This is a genomic window from Micromonospora sp. NBC_01392 (genome assembly GCF_045040125.1).
GTDB lineage: Bacteria > Actinomycetota > Actinomycetes > Mycobacteriales > Micromonosporaceae > Micromonospora.
The window spans coordinates 6,150,626-6,169,086 of record NZ_CP109549.1; the positions used below are offsets into that span (position 1 = coordinate 6,150,626).

Annotated in this window: 13 protein-coding genes and 1 tRNA gene; 4 read left to right on the top strand and 10 right to left on the bottom strand. The window is 73.4% G+C overall.

The features are described 5' to 3' along the window. Window positions 1–68: 68 nt before the first annotated feature. From rho to argS, 9 genes are all read right to left on the bottom strand, one after another. Window positions 69–2,231 (bottom strand): transcription termination factor Rho, encoded by a 2,163-nt coding sequence (gene rho / locus OG767_RS26705; RefSeq protein WP_405091000.1) that lies wholly within the window; start codon window positions 2,229–2,231, stop codon window positions 69–71. Between the two features lie 338 nt (window positions 2,232–2,569). Next, window positions 2,570–3,472 (bottom strand): homoserine kinase, encoded by a 903-nt coding sequence (thrB, locus tag OG767_RS26710; protein ID WP_405091001.1) that lies wholly within the window; start codon window positions 3,470–3,472, stop codon window positions 2,570–2,572. Window positions 3,473–3,607: 135 nt separating this feature from the next. After that, window positions 3,608–4,840 carry an MFS transporter gene (locus OG767_RS26715; RefSeq protein ID WP_405091002.1) on the bottom strand — a complete coding sequence of 411 codons (1,233 nt, stop codon included), beginning with the start codon at window positions 4,838–4,840 and terminating at the stop codon, window positions 3,608–3,610. A gap of 9 nt (window positions 4,841–4,849) precedes the next feature. Then, a complete protein-coding gene (locus OG767_RS26720) occupies window positions 4,850–5,671 on the bottom strand; it encodes a polysaccharide deacetylase family protein (protein WP_405091003.1) in 822 nt (273 codons plus the stop codon). Window positions 5,672–5,805: 134 nt separating this feature from the next. After that, a complete protein-coding gene (locus OG767_RS26725; RefSeq protein WP_405091004.1) occupies window positions 5,806–9,048 on the bottom strand; it encodes an efflux RND transporter permease subunit in 3,243 nt (1,080 codons plus the stop codon). A gap of 88 nt (window positions 9,049–9,136) precedes the next feature. Further along, window positions 9,137–10,186, bottom strand: coding sequence for a threonine synthase (gene thrC, locus OG767_RS26730; RefSeq protein ID WP_405091005.1), 1,050 nt, complete (start codon window positions 10,184–10,186; stop codon window positions 9,137–9,139). A gap of 112 nt (window positions 10,187–10,298) precedes the next feature. Next, entirely contained in the window at window positions 10,299–11,603 is a 1,305-nt protein-coding gene (locus OG767_RS26735) for a homoserine dehydrogenase (RefSeq protein WP_405091006.1), read from the bottom strand. Further along, a complete protein-coding gene (gene lysA, locus OG767_RS26740) occupies window positions 11,600–12,985 on the bottom strand; it encodes a diaminopimelate decarboxylase (protein WP_405091007.1) in 1,386 nt (461 codons plus the stop codon). The genes OG767_RS26735 and lysA overlap by 4 nt, the downstream gene beginning before the upstream one ends. Window positions 12,986–12,991: 6 nt before the next feature. Continuing rightward, a complete protein-coding gene (gene argS, locus OG767_RS26745) occupies window positions 12,992–14,659 on the bottom strand; it encodes an arginine--tRNA ligase (RefSeq protein ID WP_405091008.1) in 1,668 nt (555 codons plus the stop codon). Between the two features lie 98 nt (window positions 14,660–14,757). On the opposite strand from argS, the gene OG767_RS26750 reads away from it, so the two are divergent. The 4 genes from OG767_RS26750 (at window position 14,758) to OG767_RS26765 (ending at window position 17,275) form a co-directional block, all read left to right on the top strand. After that, window positions 14,758–15,591 carry a DUF3105 domain-containing protein gene (locus OG767_RS26750; protein WP_396777818.1) on the top strand — a complete coding sequence of 278 codons (834 nt, stop codon included), beginning with the start codon at window positions 14,758–14,760 and terminating at the stop codon, window positions 15,589–15,591. Between the two features lie 10 nt (window positions 15,592–15,601). Beyond that, on the top strand, window positions 15,602–16,276 hold the full coding sequence (locus tag OG767_RS26755; protein ID WP_405091009.1) for a DUF305 domain-containing protein: 675 nt from the start codon (window positions 15,602–15,604) through the stop codon (window positions 16,274–16,276). 152 nt (window positions 16,277–16,428) lie between these two features. Next, complete coding sequence (locus OG767_RS26760) at window positions 16,429–17,124, top strand: winged helix-turn-helix domain-containing protein (protein WP_281937651.1); 696 nt, start codon at window positions 16,429–16,431, stop codon at window positions 17,122–17,124. Window positions 17,125–17,200: 76 nt separating this feature from the next. Next, window positions 17,201–17,275: transfer RNA gene (locus OG767_RS26765), tRNA-Arg, on the top strand. Window positions 17,276–17,325: 50 nt separating this feature from the next. On the opposite strand, the gene ligD is transcribed toward OG767_RS26765, so the two are convergent. Further along, window positions 17,326–18,285 carry a non-homologous end-joining DNA ligase gene (ligD, locus tag OG767_RS26770; protein ID WP_405091010.1) on the bottom strand — a complete coding sequence of 320 codons (960 nt, stop codon included), beginning with the start codon at window positions 18,283–18,285 and terminating at the stop codon, window positions 17,326–17,328. Between the last annotated feature and the right edge of the window lie 176 nt (window positions 18,286–18,461).

Consider the following 18,461-nt stretch of genomic DNA (forward strand, 5'->3'; position numbering starts at 1 on the left):
CCGGGGTGTCGCGTACGCGAACGAGGGGCACGGCCGGTGGCCGTGCCCCTCGTCGTCGGTCCGTCAGGTCACTCGCCCGGAGTGGACTTCGCGATCTGCATCAGGAACTCGATGTTGGTGCGGGACTGCTTGAGCCGGTCCAGCAGCAGGTCGAGCGCGGCCTGCGAGTCCAGCGAGTGCAGCACCTTGCGGAGCTTGTGGATGATCGCCAACTCCTCCGGCGCGAGCAGGACCTCCTCCTTGCGCGTACCGGTGGGGTTGATGTCGATCGCCGGGAAGACGCGCTTGTCGGCGATCTTCCGGTCCAGCTTCAGCTCGGCGTTGCCGGTGCCCTTGAACTCCTCGAAGATGACCGTGTCCGCCATGGACCCGGTCTCCACCAGCGCCGTGGCGATGATGGTCAGCGAGCCGCCGTTCTCGATGTTGCGGGCCGCGCCGAGGAAGCGCTTCGGCGGGTAGAGCGCGGTGGAGTCGATACCACCCGACATGATCCGGCCGCTGGCCGGCGCCGCCAGGTTGTACGACCGCCCCAGCCGGGTCACCGAGTCGAGCAGCACGACCACGTCGTGCCCCAGCTCGACCAGGCGCTTCGCCCGCTCGATCGCCAGCTCGGCCACCGTGGTGTGGTCCTGCGGCGGACGGTCGAACGTGGCCGCGATGACCTCGCCCTTGATCGACCGCTGCATGTCGGTGACCTCTTCGGGCCGCTCGTCCACCAGCACCACCATCAGGTGGCACTCCGGGTTGTTGCGGGTGATCGCGTTCGCGATCGCCTGCAGCACCATCGTCTTGCCCGCCTTGGGCGGCGACTGGATGAGCGCCCGCTGACCCTTGCCGATCGGCATGACCAGGTCGATGACCCGGGTGGTCAGGATGTGCGGCTCGGTCTCCAGCCGCAATCGCTCCTGCGGGTAGAGCGGGGTGAGCTTGTAGAACTCCGGCCGGCGCTTCGCCTCGTCCGGCTCCATGCCGTTGATGGTGTCCAGCCGGACCAGCGGGTTGTACTTGTCGCGCCGCTGCTCGCCGTCCCGGGCCGCCCGCACCGCGCCGGTGATGGCGTCACCGCGGCGCAGGCCGTACTTCTTGATCTGGGACATCGAGACGTACACGTCGTTCGGGCCGGCCAGGTAGCCGGTGGTCCGGACGAAGGCGTAGTTGTCGAGCACGTCGATGATGCCGGCCACCGGGACGAGCACGTCGTCCTCGCCGACCTGCGGCTCGCGGACGGCACCGCCGTCGCCGTTCTCGCCCCGCTCGCCGCGGCCCCGCCGACGGTCCCGGAACCGGCTGCGCCGGCCCCGCCGGCCGCCGGCCTCGTCGTCGTCGTCGTTGTCGCGGTTGTCCCGCTCGGCGCGCTGCCCCCGGTCGTTGCGGTCACCCCGGTCGTTGCGGTCGCTCCGGTCGTTGCGGTCGCCCCGGTCGTTGCGGTCACCCCGCTCGGCACGCTCACCCCGGTCGTTGCGGTCGCTCCGGTCGTTGCGGTCGCCCCGGTCGTTGCGGTCGCTCCGCTCGGCACGCTCACCCCGGTCGGCACGCTCGTTGCGATCGCCCCGCTCGGCACGCTCACCCCGATCGTTGCGGTCGGCCCGCTCACCCCGGTCGGTGCGCTCGCCCCGGTCACGGCCCCGGCCTTCGGCACGCTCGTCGCGCTCGGCCCGCTCGCCGCCGCCATCGGCACCGCGCTCGGCCCGCTCAGCACCGCGCTCGGCCCGCTCGGCACCGCGCTCGGCCCGCTCGGTCCGGTCAGCACCGCGCTCGGGCCGCTCGGTCCGCTCGCCGGTCTCGGCGGGCGCCTCCACGGCGGGTGCCTCGGTCGGACGCGCCTCGGTGGCCGCGGTGGTGGCCCGGGTACGGCGGCCACGGGTGCGGCCCTCGGTCGCCTCGGCGGCCGGCGCCTTCTCGGCGGGACGACGCCCGGCCTCGGCCCGCTCCTCACGGACCTCGGCGTGCACCTCCTCGCGTGCGGGAGCCGCCGCGGCCGCAACCTCGGCCCGCGGTCGAGGGGTACCGGCGGCGGCGCCGCCCTGCCGCTCGGTGATCGCACTGATCAGCTCGCCCTTGCGCATGCGAGCCGTACCAGAGATGCCGAGCGACGCGGCCAGGCTCTGGAGCTCCGGCAGCAGCATCGCCGACAGGCCGGTACCGCTACGCCGACGGCGCGTGGGGGCGGCGGTGGTGGCATCGCCAGCGACGTTGGAAACATCCGACGTCACGTCGGTGGTGTCGCTCAATGGATTCCTTCCCTCGATAGGCCGGGGCTGCCCGGGGTCGTGGAACCAGGTGGCCGGGCGGCCTCGGTGCACCCGCCTCGCATGGACGCGTCGCGGGAGTCTGTAACACAGCAGCAGGGCGGTCTCCCGACTCACCAACCTCGGTGAGCAGGTCTCGCCGTCTGCGGCGACCTGCGGAAACTGCGGTGCGGCGTGGGCCTTGGCAGGGGTGACGGGCTGACCGCCGAGAGCTTCGGGGGTGCGCCGAACCGCAGGAAGATCGCATGCTTCGCGGCTGTGCTCGGTCTAGAGGGTAATCAACTCTTCCGACCTGCGGCAACAGGGTCCCGCTCGGCGTGTCAAAGTGTACCCCGGAAAACCCGGGCTCCGCTGACATCTGTCGGCAACTCCCACCGGCGCCATTCTGTTCCCAGCTCGAAGCCCGCCGGCACGTCGGAGAGTGCCAGCACGGTCGGGCCCGCCCCACTGATCACGGCAGCCACACCCGCCGCACGCAGCGCGGCGACCAGCCGGGCGCTGGCCGGCATCCCCGGGGCCCGCTGCTCCTGGTGCAGGCGGTCGACGGTGGCCGGCAGCAGCAGCGCCGGGTCGACGGTCAGCGCGTGCACCAGCAGCGCGGCCCGGCCCGCGTTGGCCGCGGCGTCGGCGTGCGGCACGGTGGCCGGCAGGGCGGCCCGGGCCGCCGCGGTCAGGCCCCGCTCGGCCGGCACGAAGACGGTGGGCCGGACGGCGGACGCCACCGGCAGCGAGACCGCCCGGGCGCCGGACGGCTCCGTCCAGGCGATCGTGAAGCCGCCGAGCAGGCACGGGGCCACGTTGTCCGGATGCCCCTCCAGCTCCGCCGCCAGGCGCAGCGCGGCCGCGTCGTCCAGCCGCTGCCCGCCGTCGACCACCAGCGCGCGGGCCGCCAGCACCCCGGCCACGATGGCCGCCGAGGACGAACCGAGACCACGGGCCTGCGGGATCCGGTTGACGCACTCCAGCGCCAGGCCGGCGGGCTGCGCGCCCAGCACGTCGAACGCGGCCCGCATGGCGGTCACCACCAGGTGCCGGTCGTCCGCCGGCAGCTCACCGGCACCCTCGCCGGTGACCGCCACCCGGACGCCGCCGCCGGTCACCTCGGCCGTCACGTCGTCGTGCCGGCCGAGGGCCAGCCCGAGCGCGTCGAAACCGGGGCCGAGATTGGCGCTGGTCGCGGGCACCCGGACCCGGACCGGACCGGAGGCGAAAGTCGTCGGCACCGGCTCATGCTAGGGCCTGGCACCGACACCGCGACGGACCGCCCGCAGCGTGGGACCGCCGGACGGGCCGCCCGTCCCGCCGCACCCGCTCGCCGCCGCACCACGACCGGAGCACGCCGGCCAGCAGCACCCCGGTCAACCGGCCGGCGGCTGCGCCGGATCGGTGAGCGACAGGCGCCGGGTGGCGAACCGCCAGCCGATCGCGTAGACCACGGTGACCAGGCCGCAGCCGGCAAGCACGGTGCGCTCGTCCACCCGGTCCACCACCAGTGCCACCACCAGCTGGCTGAGCGCGATGGCCAGCGTGGCGAGCATCATGTCGGTGGCGAAGACCCGGCCACGCAGCCGGTCCGGCACCTCGCCCTGGAGCGCGTAGTTGGACAGCACCCAGTTGCTGCCGCCCCCGAGGTGGGCCAGGAAGACCAGCACCAGCACCAGCGGGAACCAGGACACCGCCGAGGCCCCCAGGTAGGCCAGCCCGTACGTGGACATGGACAGCGCCAGGCCGGTGAGCAGCCAGGCCCGGTTGCTGAGCACCCGGCGCATCAGGATCGGGCCGACCAGCGCGCCGGCGCCCCGGGCGGCGAACAGCAGACCGGCGCCGACCGCCCCGACCCCGTACACGCCGGCCAGCAGCGGGAAGACGGTCAGCACGCCGTTGCCCAGGCCGACCGCCGACTTCACCGTCACCAGCGCGAGCACGCGCGGCCGGCGGGCGATGTAGCCGAGCGCCTCGCGGATCGCCGCCGAGGGGCGCGGCACGCCCGCCGCCGGGTCCCGGGGCGTCTGGAGGGGCCGCCGGATCAGCGCGGCCAGCGCCGCCGCCCCGGCCAGGCCCGCCGCGGCCACCCAGAAGCAGGCGTACGGGCCGGCGGCGGCGCTCAGGATGCCGCCGAGCGAGGCGCCGACCACCGCCATCGTGCCCCAGGCCGAGCCGGCGACCGCGTTGGCCGCCGCCAGGTCCACCGGATCGACCACGTTGGGCAGCGCGGCCTGGGCGGCCGGCGAGTAGAACGCCTTCGCCACGGCCACGACCGCGATGGCCAGCAGCGCCAGCCAGGCGGTCCCGGCGCCGCGCACACCGAGCAGCAGCAGGATGCCGGCGAACGCGGCCACATTGGCCGCCATCATCACCTTGCGGCGGTCGAACCGGTCGGCGACGGTGCCCGCGTACGGGAGCAGCAGGGCGGTGGTGCCGGTGTCCACGGCCAGCACCAGCGCGCCCCAGATCCCGCTGCCGGTCAGCTCCGGCAGCAGCACGAGCAGCGGCACCATGACGAACCAGTCGGCTCCGAAGACCACCAGTTCGGCGAGGAACAGGTTGCGGAAGTCGCGGTTGCGGACGAGGACCGAGAGGGTGGGTGACACGCCGGCACCCTATCGGGCGGCTCCCGGGGCGGCGGTGCGACGCAGCAGGTCGGAGACGGTGACGAACGCGTAGCCCCGGGCGCGCAGCCCGGCGATCAGGTCGGGCAGGCCGCGGAGCGCGACCAGCCGCCGCTCGTCGCCGACGTCGTGGCCGAGCAGGATGGTGCCGGGCCGCACGTCGGCCACGATGCGCCGGGCGTGTCCGCCCGGGTCGTGCGGGAACTCGCTCTCCACCATCTGGAGTGTCCAGAGCACCAGCCGGTAGTCCAGTTGGGCCGCCGCGTACAGCACCGCCCCGCCCAGGTGCCCCCAGGGCGGGCGGAGCAGCCGGGGCGCCGTGCCGGTGGCCGCGGTGATCGCGTCGTGGCTGCGGCGCAGGTCGTCGTGGACCGTCGCGGCGTCCATCCGGGCCAGGTCGTGGTGCGCCCAACTGTGGTTGCCCACCTCGTGGCCGCCCATCCGGCCGCGCACCAGCGCGGCGTGCCGGCGGGCCCGCTCACCGACCAGGAAGAACGTGGCCGGCACCCGGTGCGCGGCCAGGGTGTCCAGCACCATCGGCGTCCACTGTGGCCGCGGCCCGTCGTCGAACGTCAGAGCCACCAGTGGCTCATCGGTGCGGACACCCCACACCACCTGCACGCCGCCCCCGCCGACGTCCTGGCGGCGGTTGCCGAGCGTCGCGCTGGCCGGGCCGCCGGCCAGCGGCAGCCGGCGGTCGGCCACCCACGTGCTCTCCAGGGTCGCGGCGGAACCCAGCGCGGCGCCGCCGAGCAGCAGCGCCGACCGGCGCAGCAGCGCCCGGCGACCCCACCGGCCTCTGCCGTCCGCCATCGCGCCCCCGCACCCAAAGTAGGCACCAGCTCACCGAGCGTACCGCTCCGGTGGGTCTCGGCGGGTCCCCGCGTGCGGGAAGTGTGAGAGGGGGCCCCACCTATGCGGAAGGCGTTAAGCGGGGCCCCCTCCTTTCACTCGGTGGGGGGAAGAGGGGAACGGCGGCTCTTCGGCAGCCGGAGCACCTCGAACTGGTCCGTGCCGTCGAGCAGCGCCCCGGACGGGCGCGCCGGCGGCTCGGGCGGCGCGACCGGCCCCTCCCCGCCGCCCACGGTCACCGGCACCGGGGCGTCGACCGGCTCGGCCGGGCCGGTCGGCTCCGGCACGCCCCGGCGGCGGTCCCGGCGGTCCCGGAACGAGCCCTTGGTGCGCTCGACCATGGTGTAGAGCGTCGGCACCAGGACCAGCGTCAGCAGCGTCGAGCTGAGCAGACCACCGATCACCACGATCGCCAGCGGCTTCGAGATGAACCCGCCCTCGCCGGTCAGCCCGAACGCCATCGGCAGCAGCGCGAACACGGTGGCGACCGCGGTCATCAGAATCGGTCGCAGCCGGCGCCGGCCACCCTCGACCACCGCCTCGGTGACGCCCATGCCCTGTGCCCGGTACTGGTTGATCAGGTCGAGCAGCACGATCGCGTTGGTCACCACGATGCCGACCAGCATGAGCACGCCGATCAGCGCCGGCACGCCCAGCGGCGTCCCGGTGGCGAGCAACAGCGCGATCGCGCCGGTCGCCGCGAACGGCACCGAGATCAGCAGGATCAGCGCCTGGGTCAGGCTGCGGAACGTGGCCACCATGATCAGGAAGACGATCGCGATGGCGGCCAGTACCGCCAGGCCGAGGTCCGCGAACGCGTCCGCCTGGTCGGCGCTCACCCCGCCGATGACGTACGTGGCACCCGGCACGTCCAGCGCGTCCAGCTTCTTCTGGAGGTCAGCCGTGGTGGCGCCGAGGTTCGAGCCGGTGGCCGTGCCGGTCACCGAGACGCTGCGCTCGCCGTCGATCCGGGTCACCTGCTGCGGCCCGTCGACCTGGTTGACGTCGGCGATCGCGTCCAACGTCACCGGGCCCACCCGCAGCGCCCGCAGCTCCGCCACGCTCAGCGGCGGCTTCGCCCCGCTGCTCAGCACCACGTCCTGCGCCGTGCCGTCCAGCGTGACCTGGCCCAGCGGCGCCCCCCGGTACGTCTGCGCGACGAGCTGCCCGACGGCCGCCTCGGTGAGACCCGCGCGGGCCGCGGCGACCCGGTCCACGGTCACCTCGACCCGGGGCACCCGGGTGGCCAGGCCGGTGGTGACGTCCTCGACGCCGGAGGTGCCGGCCATCGCGGCCCGGACCTCCTCCGCCGCCCGGGTCAGCGTCTCCTGGTCGGCGGCCTGCACCACCACCTCGACCTGGTTGGCCGAGGCGTCCTGCCCGCCACCGAAGGTCAGCTCGCCGACCTCCGGGCCGAGCGCGTCGAACTCCTTGCGCAGCGTCTCCCGCACCGCCTTGGCGTCGGTGTCGTCGGAGAGCGCCAGCGACCAGGAGGCCCGGTCGCTGCCGCCGCCCCCGGCGAACGGGTTGTCCCCGCCACCGGCGCTGACCTGGTAGGTCTCCACGCCCGGCGTACGCTTCAGCACCTCCTCGACCCGGGCGGCGGCCCGGTCGGTGCCGGTGAGCCCGGTGCCGGCCGGCATCTCCTGCCGGATGGCCAGGGTGTCCTGGCCGGAGTCGTCCAGGAAGTTGGTCTCCAGCTTCTGCGCCAGGCCGAACGTGCCCAGCAGCACCAGCAGGCCGAGCGCCACGGTGGCCCACCGGCTCTTCCGCGATCGGGTGGCGAAGCCGATCACCGGCAGGTACGCCCGCTGGAGCGGGCTGCGCAGCTCCTTCTCCTCGGCGGCGCGACGGGCGGCCTCGTCGTCCGCGCCGCGGCGCGGCCGGAGGAACCAGTACGCCAGCACCGGGATCACGGTCAGCGACACCAGCAGCGAGGCGAGCAGGGCCACCGTCACGGTGATCGCGAACGGCGCGAAGAGCTGCCCGACGAAGCCGCCGACCAGGGCGATCGGCGCGAAGACGGCGACCGTGGTCAGCGTGGAGGCGGTGACCGCGCCGGCCACCTCGCGGACCGCGGCCAGGATCGCGTCGCGTTTCTCCTCGCCGTACTCCAGGTGCCGTTTGATGTTCTCCAGCACCACGATGGAGTCGTCCACCACCCGGCCGACCGCGATGGTCAACGCGCCCAGCGTGAGCAGGTTCAGCGAGTAGTCGCCGGCCCAGAGCACGAGCAGCGCGACAAGCACCGACAGCGGGATGGAGACCGCGGTGACCACGGTGGACCGGATGGAGAGCAGGAACACCAGGATCACCACCACGGCCATCAGCAGGCCGAGCAGGCCCTCGGTGGTGAGACTCTCGATGGACCGCTCGACGAACGGGGCCTGGTCGAAGACCACGGTCAGCTCCGCGCCGGAGGCGGTCTGCAGCTCGGCCAGCCGGTCGCGGATGTCGTGCGAGATGCCGACCGCGTTGCCGTCCGGGCTGGCGGTCACCGCGATGCCCAGGCTCGGCTTGCCGTTGGTGCGGGTGAACGACGTCGCCGGGGCGAGCTGCTGCTCCACCCTCGCCACGTCACCGAGGCGCACCGGCGCGGCCGGCGCGGTGGTGAGCACGATGCCCCGCAGGTCGTCCACCGTGCGGATCGGCGTGCCGACCTGCACCGGCAGCGACCGGTCGCCGTCGGCCAGCGCGCCGGCCGGCACCGCCACGCCGTTCGACTTGAGCGCCGACGCGATGGCGGCCGGGGCCACCCGGGCGGCGGCCAGCTTCGCCGGGTCGGGCGTGATCGCCACCACCTGGTCGCGGGCGCCGGTGACGTCCACCGAGCGGACGCCGTCCAGCCCTTCCAGCTCCGGCACCACGGTGGCGCGCAGCTTCTCGGCCAGCGCCCGCTCGTCGCCGTCGCCGGTCGCGGCGACCACCACCGCGGGCAGGTCGTCGGTGCTGCCGGCGATCACCTGCGGGTCGACGCCCTCCGGGAGCTGGGCCCGGTTGATCGCGGTCTCCATCTTGTTGACCACGTCGTCCAGGTCGGTGCCGAACTCGTACTGCACCTGGACGGTGGCCGCGCCCTCGCGCGAGGTGGAGGTGACCTTCTCCAGCCCCGGGATGCCCTGGAGGCTGTTCTCGATCGGCTCGGCGACCTGGGACTCGACGATCTCGGGGGCGGCGCCCGGGTACGGCGCCACGATGAACGCCGCCGGGAATTCCAGCGAGGGCAGCAGCTGCTGCTTCAGCGACGGCACGGCGAACGCGCCGAACGCCGCGGTCACCAACGCGATCAGGGCGATCAGGCCCCGGTTGGCAAGACTGAATCTGGCGAGCAACGACATGGGCGTTGGTCACTCCTGGGAAGGGGTCTGCGGGGTGCCCTGAGTCTGCCGCACCCGGTCCCGCTCCCCGCCTGCGGGGCGGGTGGGTTCAGGCCAGGTCGAGGGAGCGGGCGGCGGCGAGGGCGTCGTTGGCGATGGTCATCGGAGCCGGGGCGGTCGAGATGGCCCACTCCGGGTCCTTCAGGCCGTGGCCGGTGACCGTGCACACCACCCGCGACCCGGCCGGCACCTGACCGGCGGCGGCCTGCTGGAGCAGGCCGGCCACGCTGGCCGCGCTGCCCAGCTCGACGAAGACGCCCACCTCGCGGGCCAGCAGGCGGTACGCCGAGAGGATCTCCCGGTCGGTGACCGAGGAGATCAGCCCACCGGAGGCGTCCCGCGCGTCGACCGCCTTCGTCCAGCTCGCCGGGTTGCCGATCCGGATGGCGGTGGCGATGGTCGACGGCTCGGGCACCATCTGGCCGGTGACGATCGGGGCCGCGCCGGCCGCCTGGAAGCCGAACATCCGGGGGGCCTTCGTGGCGTTGCCGTCGTGCAGGTCCTCGGAGTAGCCCATCCAGTAGGCGGTGATGTTGCCGGCGTTGCCGACCGGCAGGCAGTGGATGTCCGGCGCGTCGCCGAGCGCCTCGACGATCTCGAAGGCGGCCGTCTTCTGGCCGTGCAGCCGGTACACGTTCACGGAGTTGACAAGCGCGACCGGGTAGTCCTGGGCGAGCTTGCCGGCCAGCGCCAGGCAGTCGTCGAAGTTGCCCTGCACCTGGAGCAGCTTCGCGCCGTGCACCAGCGCCTGGGCCAGCTTGCCCAGCGCGATCTTGCCCTGCGGCACCAGCACCGCGCAGGTGATCCCGGCGCGGGCCGCGTACGCGGCGGCCGACGCGCTGGTGTTGCCGGTCGAGGCGCAGATGATCGCCTTGTCGCCGTCCTCGACCGCCTTGGAGACGGCGAGCGTCATGCCCCGGTCCTTGAACGAGCCGGTCGGGTTCGCGCCCTCGACCTTGAGCCACACGTCCGCGCCGACCCGGGCGGAGAGCACCGGGGCCGGCAGCAGCGGGGTGTTCCCCTCGTGCAGCGTGACGACCGGAGTGGCGTCGGTGATCGGCAGCCGGTTCCGGTACGCCTCGATCAGCCCTCGCCACATGTCGCGCTCCTCGCCTCTCCCGCCCCGGTCCGGGGCCCGTCTCAAGCGTGGACCAGCCTGCCCGACCGGTCACCGGCACACTCCGACCTAACCATCAGGCGGGACGCCGGGGTCACGCGCCGCCCTCGACCCGCAGCACGCTGGTGACCGACCGGACGGTGTCCAGCCCGCGCAGCTCACGCACGGTGGCCGCGAGCGCGGCGTCCGGTGCGACGTGGGTGACGATGACCAGCTCGGCGTCGCCGCCGGCGGGGCCCTGCCGCACGGTGGCGATGGAGACCTCGTGCCGGGCGAACACCCCGGCCACCGACGCCAGCACACCCGGCCGGTCGGCCACGTCGAGGCTGATGTGGTAGCGGGTGAGCGCCTCCCCCATCGGACGCACCGGCAGGTCCGCGTACGCCGACTCGCTGGCCGCGTGCACGCCGGCGAGGCGGTTGCGGGCCACCGCCACCACGTCGCCGAGGACCGCGCTGGCGGTCGGCGCCCCGCCCGCGCCCCGGCCGTAGAACATGAGCTGCCCGGCGGCGTCCGCCTCGACGAAGACCGCGTTGAACGCGTCGCCGACGCCGGCGAGCGGATGGCTCAGCGGGATCATCGCCGGGTGCACCCGGACGTTGACGGTCTCGTGGCCGGCCGCGTCGGCGCCCCGGGCCGCGATGCAGAGCAGCTTGATCGTGCAGCCCATGGCCTTGGCGCTGGCCACGTCCGCGGCGGTCACCTCGGTGATGCCCTCGCGGTGCACGTCGGCGGCGGTGACCCGGGTGTGGAACGCCAGCGAGGCGAGGATGGCGGCCTTGGCGGCGGCGTCGAAGCCCTCCACGTCGGCCGTCGGGTCGGCTTCCGCGTACCCCAGCTCGGTGGCCTCCTCCAGCGCCTCGGCGAACCCGGCGCCGGTGGCGTCCATGGCGGAGAGGATGAAGTTGGTGGTGCCGTTCACGATGCCGGTGACCCGGGTGATCCGGTCGCCGTGCAGCGACTCGCGCAGCGGGCGCAGCAGCGGGATGGCCCCGGCGACGCTGGCCTCGTAGTAGAGGTCGGCCCCGCCCTCGGCCGCCGCGTCGTGCAGCGTGGCGCCGTCCTCGGCGAGCAGCGCCTTGTTGGCGGTGACCACGCTCTTGCCGGCGCGCAGCGCCTCGACCAGCCAGCCGCGGGCCGGCTCGATGCCGCCGACGACCTCGATCACCACGTCCACGTCGTCGCGCTTGATCAACCCGAGCGCGTCGGTGGTGAACAACGCCGGGTCGACCGGCAGGTCGCCGCGGTCGCGGCCGAGCCGGCGGACGGCGATGCCGGCGATCTCCAGCGGGGCGCCGATCCGGGCGGCGAGGTCGGCCGACTGCGCGTGCAGCAGGCGTACGACGTCGCTGCCGACCGTGCCGCAGCCGAGCAACGCCAAGCGAACCGGTGAGGTCATCCCACATCCAATGCGAGCAGGTCGTCTTCGGTCTCCCGCCGAACGATCACCCGGGCGTGACCGTCACGCACGGCGACGACCGGGGGCCTCGGCACATGGTTGTAGTTGCTGGCCATGCTCCGGCAGTAGGCCCCCGTGCCGGGCACCGCGAGAAGATCTCCGGGCTGCACGTCGGCGGGCAGGAATTCATCCTTCACCACGATGTCCCCGGACTCACAGTGCTTTCCCACCACGCGGGCGAGCATCGGCACCGTGGAAGACGCGCGGTTCGCCAGTGTCGCCGAGTACGACGCGTCGTAGAGCGCGGTGCGGATGTTGTCGCTCATCCCCCCGTCCACGCTGACGTACGTCCGCAGGCCGTCCACGTCCTTCACCGTGCCCACCTCGTAGAGCGTGAACACGGCCGGGCCGACGATCGCGCGGCCCGGCTCGACCGAGAGGTGCGGCACGGCGAGGTTCTCCGCCGCGCACTCGCCGTCGACGATCTTGCGGAGCCGCTTCGCCAGGTCGTGCGGGGACGCCGGGTCGTCCTGCGTGGTGTACGCGATGCCGAAGCCGCCGCCCAGGTCCAGCTCGGGCAGCTCCACGCCGCGGGCGTCGCGGATCTGTGCCTGGAGGGCGAGCACCCGGCGGGCGGAGACCTCGAAGCCGCTGGCGTCGAAGATCTGCGAGCCGATGTGCGAGTGCAGCCCACGCAGCTCCAGCACGTCCTCGTCGAGGATCCGGAACGCGGCCGTCGCGGCGGCGCCGCCGGCGAGGGAGAAGCCGAACTTCTGGTCCTCGTGCGCGGTGGCGATGAACTCGTGGGTGTGCGCCTCCACGCCGACGGTGACCCGCAGCAGCACCCGGGGGCGGACCCCACGCTCGCGGGCCAGCGCGGTGAGCCGGTCGATCTCGGTGAACGAGTCGACGATGATCCGACCCACGCCGGTGTCCACCGCCCGGGTCAGCTCGGCCACCGACTTGTTGTTGCCGTGGAAGCCGATCCGTTCCGGCGGCATCCCGGCCGAGAGCGCGGTGGCCAGCTCACCGCCGGTGCAGACGTCGAGGAACAGGCCCTCCTCGGCGATCATGCGGACCACCGCGCGGCAGAGGAACGCCTTGCCGGCGTAGTAGACGTCCGCGTCCGGGAAGGCGGCCCGGAACTCGCGGCAGCGTCCGCGCAGGTCGTCCTCGTCCAGCACGTACGCCGCGGTGCCGAACTCGGCGGCCAGGTCGCGGACGTCCAGGCCGGCGACGGTCAGCGCGCCGGCCGGGCCGCGCGCCACGTGGCGCGGCCAGAGCTGCGGCACCAGGGCGTTGACGTCGACCGGGGTACGCAGCCAGGCGGGCCCCCGGTTGCCGATGTCGCCGTGCAGGGCGCCGGCCTCATGCGCGCGCACCGGGGATCACATCCTTTCCGGCGCGGAGACGCCGAGCAGGCGCAGGCCGTTGGCGATGACCACCCGGGTGGCGTCGTTGAGCCAGAGCCGGGCCCGGTGGGTGTCGGTGATCTCCTCGTCGCCCTGCGGCGCGATCCGGCAGTTGTCGTAGAACCGGTGGTACGCCTGCGCGACGCTCTCCTCCAGGTAGCGGGCGATCCGGTGCGGCTCGCGCAGCTCGGCGGCGGTGGCCACCACGGCGGGGAACTCGGCGAGCGCCTTGAGCAGCTCGTTCTCCTTCTCGTGGCCGAGCAGCTCGGGGCGGAACGCCGCGGCGTCGGACCGGGTCAGCCCGATCTCGGCGGCGTTGCGGGCCACCCCGGCCGTGCGGGCGGCCACGTACTGGACGTAGTAGACCGGGTTGTCGTTCTTGGCCCGGGTCCACAGCTCCACGTCGATGTCGATCGGTGAGTCGGCCGAGTAGCGGGCCAGCGCGTATCGGGAGGCGTCCACGCCGATCGCGTCGACCAGGTCCTCCAGGGTGACCACGGTGCCGGCCCGCTTGCTCATCCGCACCGGGGCGCCGTCGCGGACCAGGTTGACGAGCTGGCCGATGAGGATCTCCAGGTTGCGCGCCGGGTCGTCGCCGAAGCAGGCGGCCATCGCCTTCATCCGGCCGATGTAGCCGTGGTGGTCGGCGCCCAGCATGATCACGACCCGCTCGAAGCCGCGCTCCCGCTTGTCGAGGTAGTAGGCGCAGTCGGCGGCGAAGTAGGTCCACTCGCCGTTGGACTTGCGCAGCACCCGGTCCTTGTCGTCGCCGAAGTCGGTGGTGCGCAGCCAGGTCGCGCCCTCGGACTCGAAGACGTGCCCCTGCTCCCGCAGCCGGGTCAGCGCCGCCTCCAGCTCGCCCCGGTCGTGCAGGTCCTTCTCGTTGAAGTAGGTGTCGAACTCCACCCCGAAGTCGCGCAGCGAGGACTTGATCTCGGCGAACATGAGCTGGACGCCCTCGACCCGGAACACCTCCTGGGCGGCGTCGTCGTCGAGGTCGAGCACCTCGGGCCGGCGCCGGATCACCTCGGCCGCGATCTCGGCGATGTACGCGCCGCCGTAGCCGTCCTCCGGCGCCGGCTCGCCCTTGGCGGCGGCCAGCAGGGACCGGGCGAACCGGTCGATCTGCGAGCCGGCGTCGTTGAAGTAATATTCCGTGCCCACGTCCGCACCGGTGGCGCGCAGCAGGCGGCTGAGCGCGTCGCCGACCGCCGCCCAGCGGACCCCGCCGATGTGCACCGGGCCGGTCGGGTTCGCCGAGACGAACTCCAGGTTGATCCGCTGCCCGGCCAGGGTGTCGCTGCTTCCGTACGCCGGGCCGGCCTCGACGATGACCTTGGCTAGCTGGCCGGCGGCGGCGGCGTCGAGCCGGATGTTCAGGAAGCCGGGGCCGGCGATCTCCACCGACTTGACCCCCGGCGCGTTGCCGAGCTGCTCGGCCAGCGCGGTGGCCAGCTCCCGCGGCGGCACGCCGACCTTCTTGCTGAGCTGCAACGCCAGCGTCGAGGCGTAGTCACCGTGATCGGGGTTACGGGGTCGCTCGACGGTGGTCTGCGCGGGCAACGCGGCAGGGTCCAGGCCCCGCTCGTCGAAGACGGCGTGGGCTGCGGCGAGGACGACCTCGGCGAGTTCTGCGGGAGTCACCGAACCATGTTATCGGGGGTAGACTCGGGCACCGCGGCGGCGACCCAGCATGTGAACAGGCCCCGCGCTCCCCTGACCGACCGACCTGACGAGGCACGATGAGCATCAGCACCCCGGGCGGCCCGGAACGCCGTCCCACCGTGGTCAGCACCGGCAAGAAGCCGGCCGCCGGCCGGCCCGCGGCTGCCGAGAAGCCCGCCGCCAAGGCCGGCGCGACCAAGCCCGGCGGCGGCAAGGGCCCACGGGCGGGCGCCGGGGGCAAGGGCCGCAAGCCGGTCACCCCGGTCAAGGTGAGCCAGGGTCGCTCGTGGGGCCCGATCGCCCTCTTCGTCGCGGTCGGCGTGCTGGCCGTCGGCATCATCGGCATCGGCGCCTGGGCGGTCTACCAGGGCGCCCAGCCCTGGCAGAAGCGGGCCGACGCGATCGACGGCATGGTCGACTTCCGCAAGAAGGACAAGGACCTGGTCAAGGGCGGAAACCACCAGCCCGGCACGATCAAGTACGACGTCTCCCCGCCGGTCGCCGGCCCGCACAACCAGGCGTGGCAGAACTGCATGGGCGACGTCTACGACGCCCCGATCGCCAACGAGCACGCGGTGCACAGCCTGGAACACGGCACGGTCTGGATCACCTACCGCCCGGACCTGCCGGCCGACCAGGTGGCGAAGCTCAAGAGCAAGGTGCAGGGCAAGGAGAAGCTGATGCTCAGCCCGTACGAGGGGCTGGACAAGCCGATCTCGCTCCAGGCCTGGGGCTTCCAGCTCAAGGTCGACAACGCCGACGACGGCCGGATCGACGAGTTCATCAAGACGCTGCGGGTGAACGCCTCGATCGAGGGCCCGAACGCGCTCTGCGACCAGGGCGTGACGGCCACCGGCACCACCCCGCGTGACAACCTCCAGCAGAACATGCCCGAGCAGCCCACCCAGTGAGGACGCCGCGATGACCGCCCCGGTGACCACCGACAGCGAGCTGGACGAGGCCCCGGCCGCCGACGAGGCCGGCCGGCCGGCGGCGCGCCGTTACGGCCTGCTGGCCGTGGCCGCCGCCGTCGTGGTCGGGCTGCTCCTCGGGTACGCCGGCGGCCTGCTCACCCCGACGCTCACCCGCCCGGGCCAGAACTCGGCCGAGGCCGGTTTCGCCCGGGACATGACCGCCCACCACAACCAGGCGGTGGCCATGGGTCTGCTGGCGTTCCGCCAGGGGCAGGACGCGGAGGTCCGCCAGGTCGGGGTGGACATCGCCACCGGGCAACAGGGTGAGATCGGCACCATGCAGACCTGGCTGCGCTCCTGGAAGCTGGACCCGACCGGGGACCAGGCCCCGATGGCGTGGATGCCGGACGGCGCGGGGCTGGTCAGGAACGGCCTGATGCCGGGCATGGCCACGCCCGAGGAGATGGCGAAGCTGCGGTCGGCGAGCGGTCGCGAGTTCGACGTGATGTTCCTGAAGATGATGATCCAGCACCACATCGGCGGGGTCCACATGATCGACGGCATCCTCGCCGAGGGGCACGACGACGACGTGCTGGCGGTCGCCCAGGTCATGAAGAACACCCAGCAGAACGACCTGGCCAACCTCACCGCGGCGCTCAAGCGCCTGGGTGGCACGCCCTGACGGTCCCGCCCTCCGCTCACCGGAGCCCGCGTCGCGCCCGCGACGCGGGCTCCAACATGTCCGAGCCCAGCAACTTTGTCCGTTATGCCGCTCGTAGACTTTTTCTACCCACATATCGTGACCAGTTGTGATTCGGGGTCGTTGCGCAGGACGTGGGGGTTGCACTCAGAGACGCAGGGCGGTCGGTGACCAGCTGGTGCCGACGCCACACCATCGGCGGTGACGGAGCGGTGGCAGCCGTCCGTCGCGGACTGCGGCAGGGCGAGCCGGGAACGCTCAGCCGCGAACAGGAACTCGAACTCATCGACGTACTGCGGGGCGTCCACCCGGACGAGTTCGGCCTCGACGAGGAGCTGTGGACACGGCAGAGCCTGACCACGCTCATCGAACGCCGGTTCGCACTGGCCATGGACGCCGGCACCGTCGGGGCGTACCTCCGGGCCTGGGGCCTGGGCCCCCGCGAGCCGCGCGAGCGGGCCTGCGGGCTCTGCGTGGGCGCGGTCGAGCGGTGGGTACGCAGCGAGTACCCGGCGATCACCCGGGCGGCCCAGGAGCACGCGGCGGAGATCTACTGGCTCGGCCGGGTCCGGCTGCGCGGCACCATGCCCGCCGCCGACGTGGTCTCCGCGGTCTCCTCCCGGGGGCGGGTGCGGTTCATGGTCACCACGCCGTCGGTGGACCCGCCGCTGCCCCGGGACTTCGTCCTGCGGCTCAGCGGCGCCGACCAACGCCCCGTGCACCTGATCGTGGACGGCTCCTGGCCTCGCAACGAGTGGCCCCGACGACTGCCCCGCCGCATCGCGCTGCACCCGCTGCCGAGCTGCGGTCGCACCGTCGCCGCCGCCTGACCGGTGAAGATCGACTCGCGGGCGATACCGATTCGGTGATCCGGGAAGGGGTTTGCTACTCTTCTCGGGTCGCTGAGCCCCCGTAGCTCAGGGGATAGAGCACCGCCCTCCGGAGGCGGGGGCGCAGGTTCGAATCCTGCCGGGGGCACCAGACAACATCTCGAAGCCCGGGCCGTCGCGCCCGGGCTTTCGCGTTGCCGGTCAGCCGGCTTCCCGGCGGGCCCGGGCCCGCCGCTTGCCCTCGTGCATCGCCTGGACCCGGGCCACCGGGATGGTCCGCCCCTCGGCGACCAGCTCCGCCGGCAGCGACTGCGGCGCGGGCAGCGCCTCGGCCCACGGGTCGCGGTCGCCGAGCAGCGCGGGCACGGTCTTCACGGTGAAGTCGGCGGGCGTCGCCGACTCCAGGTCGGCCCAGCCGATCGGGTACGACACCGGCGCGCCGGGCCGGATCCGCGGGCTGTACGCGGCCACCACCGTCGCCCCGTGCGCGCGGGTCGAGTCCACGAAGACCCGGCCCCCGCGGTCGGCCACGATGAACGCGGTGGTGGCCAGCGCCGGGTCGAGCCGTTCGGTGTGGGCCGCGAGCGCCCGGGTCGCGGCGGCGGCCTCCTCGGCCGTGGTCTCCGGTGTCACCGGCACGATCACGTGCAGGCCCTTCGCGCCGCTGGTCTTGACCGCACCGGCCAGCCCGGCGTCGCCGAGCGCCTGCCGCACCAGCAGCGCGACGCGTACCGCCGCGCCGAACGTCTCCCCCTCCGGCGGGTCCAGGTCGAGCACCAGGTGGGTGGCGTGCTCGGGCGCCCCGGCGCGGGCCAGCGTGGGGTGGTACTCCACCGCCCGCTGGTTGGCGAACCAGAGCAGCGTCCGCCGGTCGTCGCAGAGCGCGTACGAGATGCGCCGGTGCGACGCCTCCGCCCAGACCTCGGTGCGGCGCACCCACTCCGGCGTGTGCTTCGGCAGGTTCTTCTGCATGAACGGCTCCTGGCCGGGCCGGACCCGCAGCACCGACAGCGGCCGGTCGCGCAGCTCCGGCAGGATCCGCCCGTGCAGCGCGTCCAGGTAGTCGACCAGGTCGCGCTTGGTCGCACCGGCGGAGTCGAACAGCGGCTGGTCCAGGTTGGTCAGCGAGATCCCGTCCCGGGTCTCGTCAGGGGCGCCCATCCGACCACCTTCCCGGCCCGGCGGCGGCTCGGCAACCCCGACACGGCGCCGGCGTGACAGCCCGCCTGGGGGCGGGTGTCCGAACTCCCGCTGGGCGAAACGTCGAACGCCTGGGTGATGCGCCACCACGCTACGAACTTGATGGCGTGAACGGGTCAACGGGTGCGTGACGCACG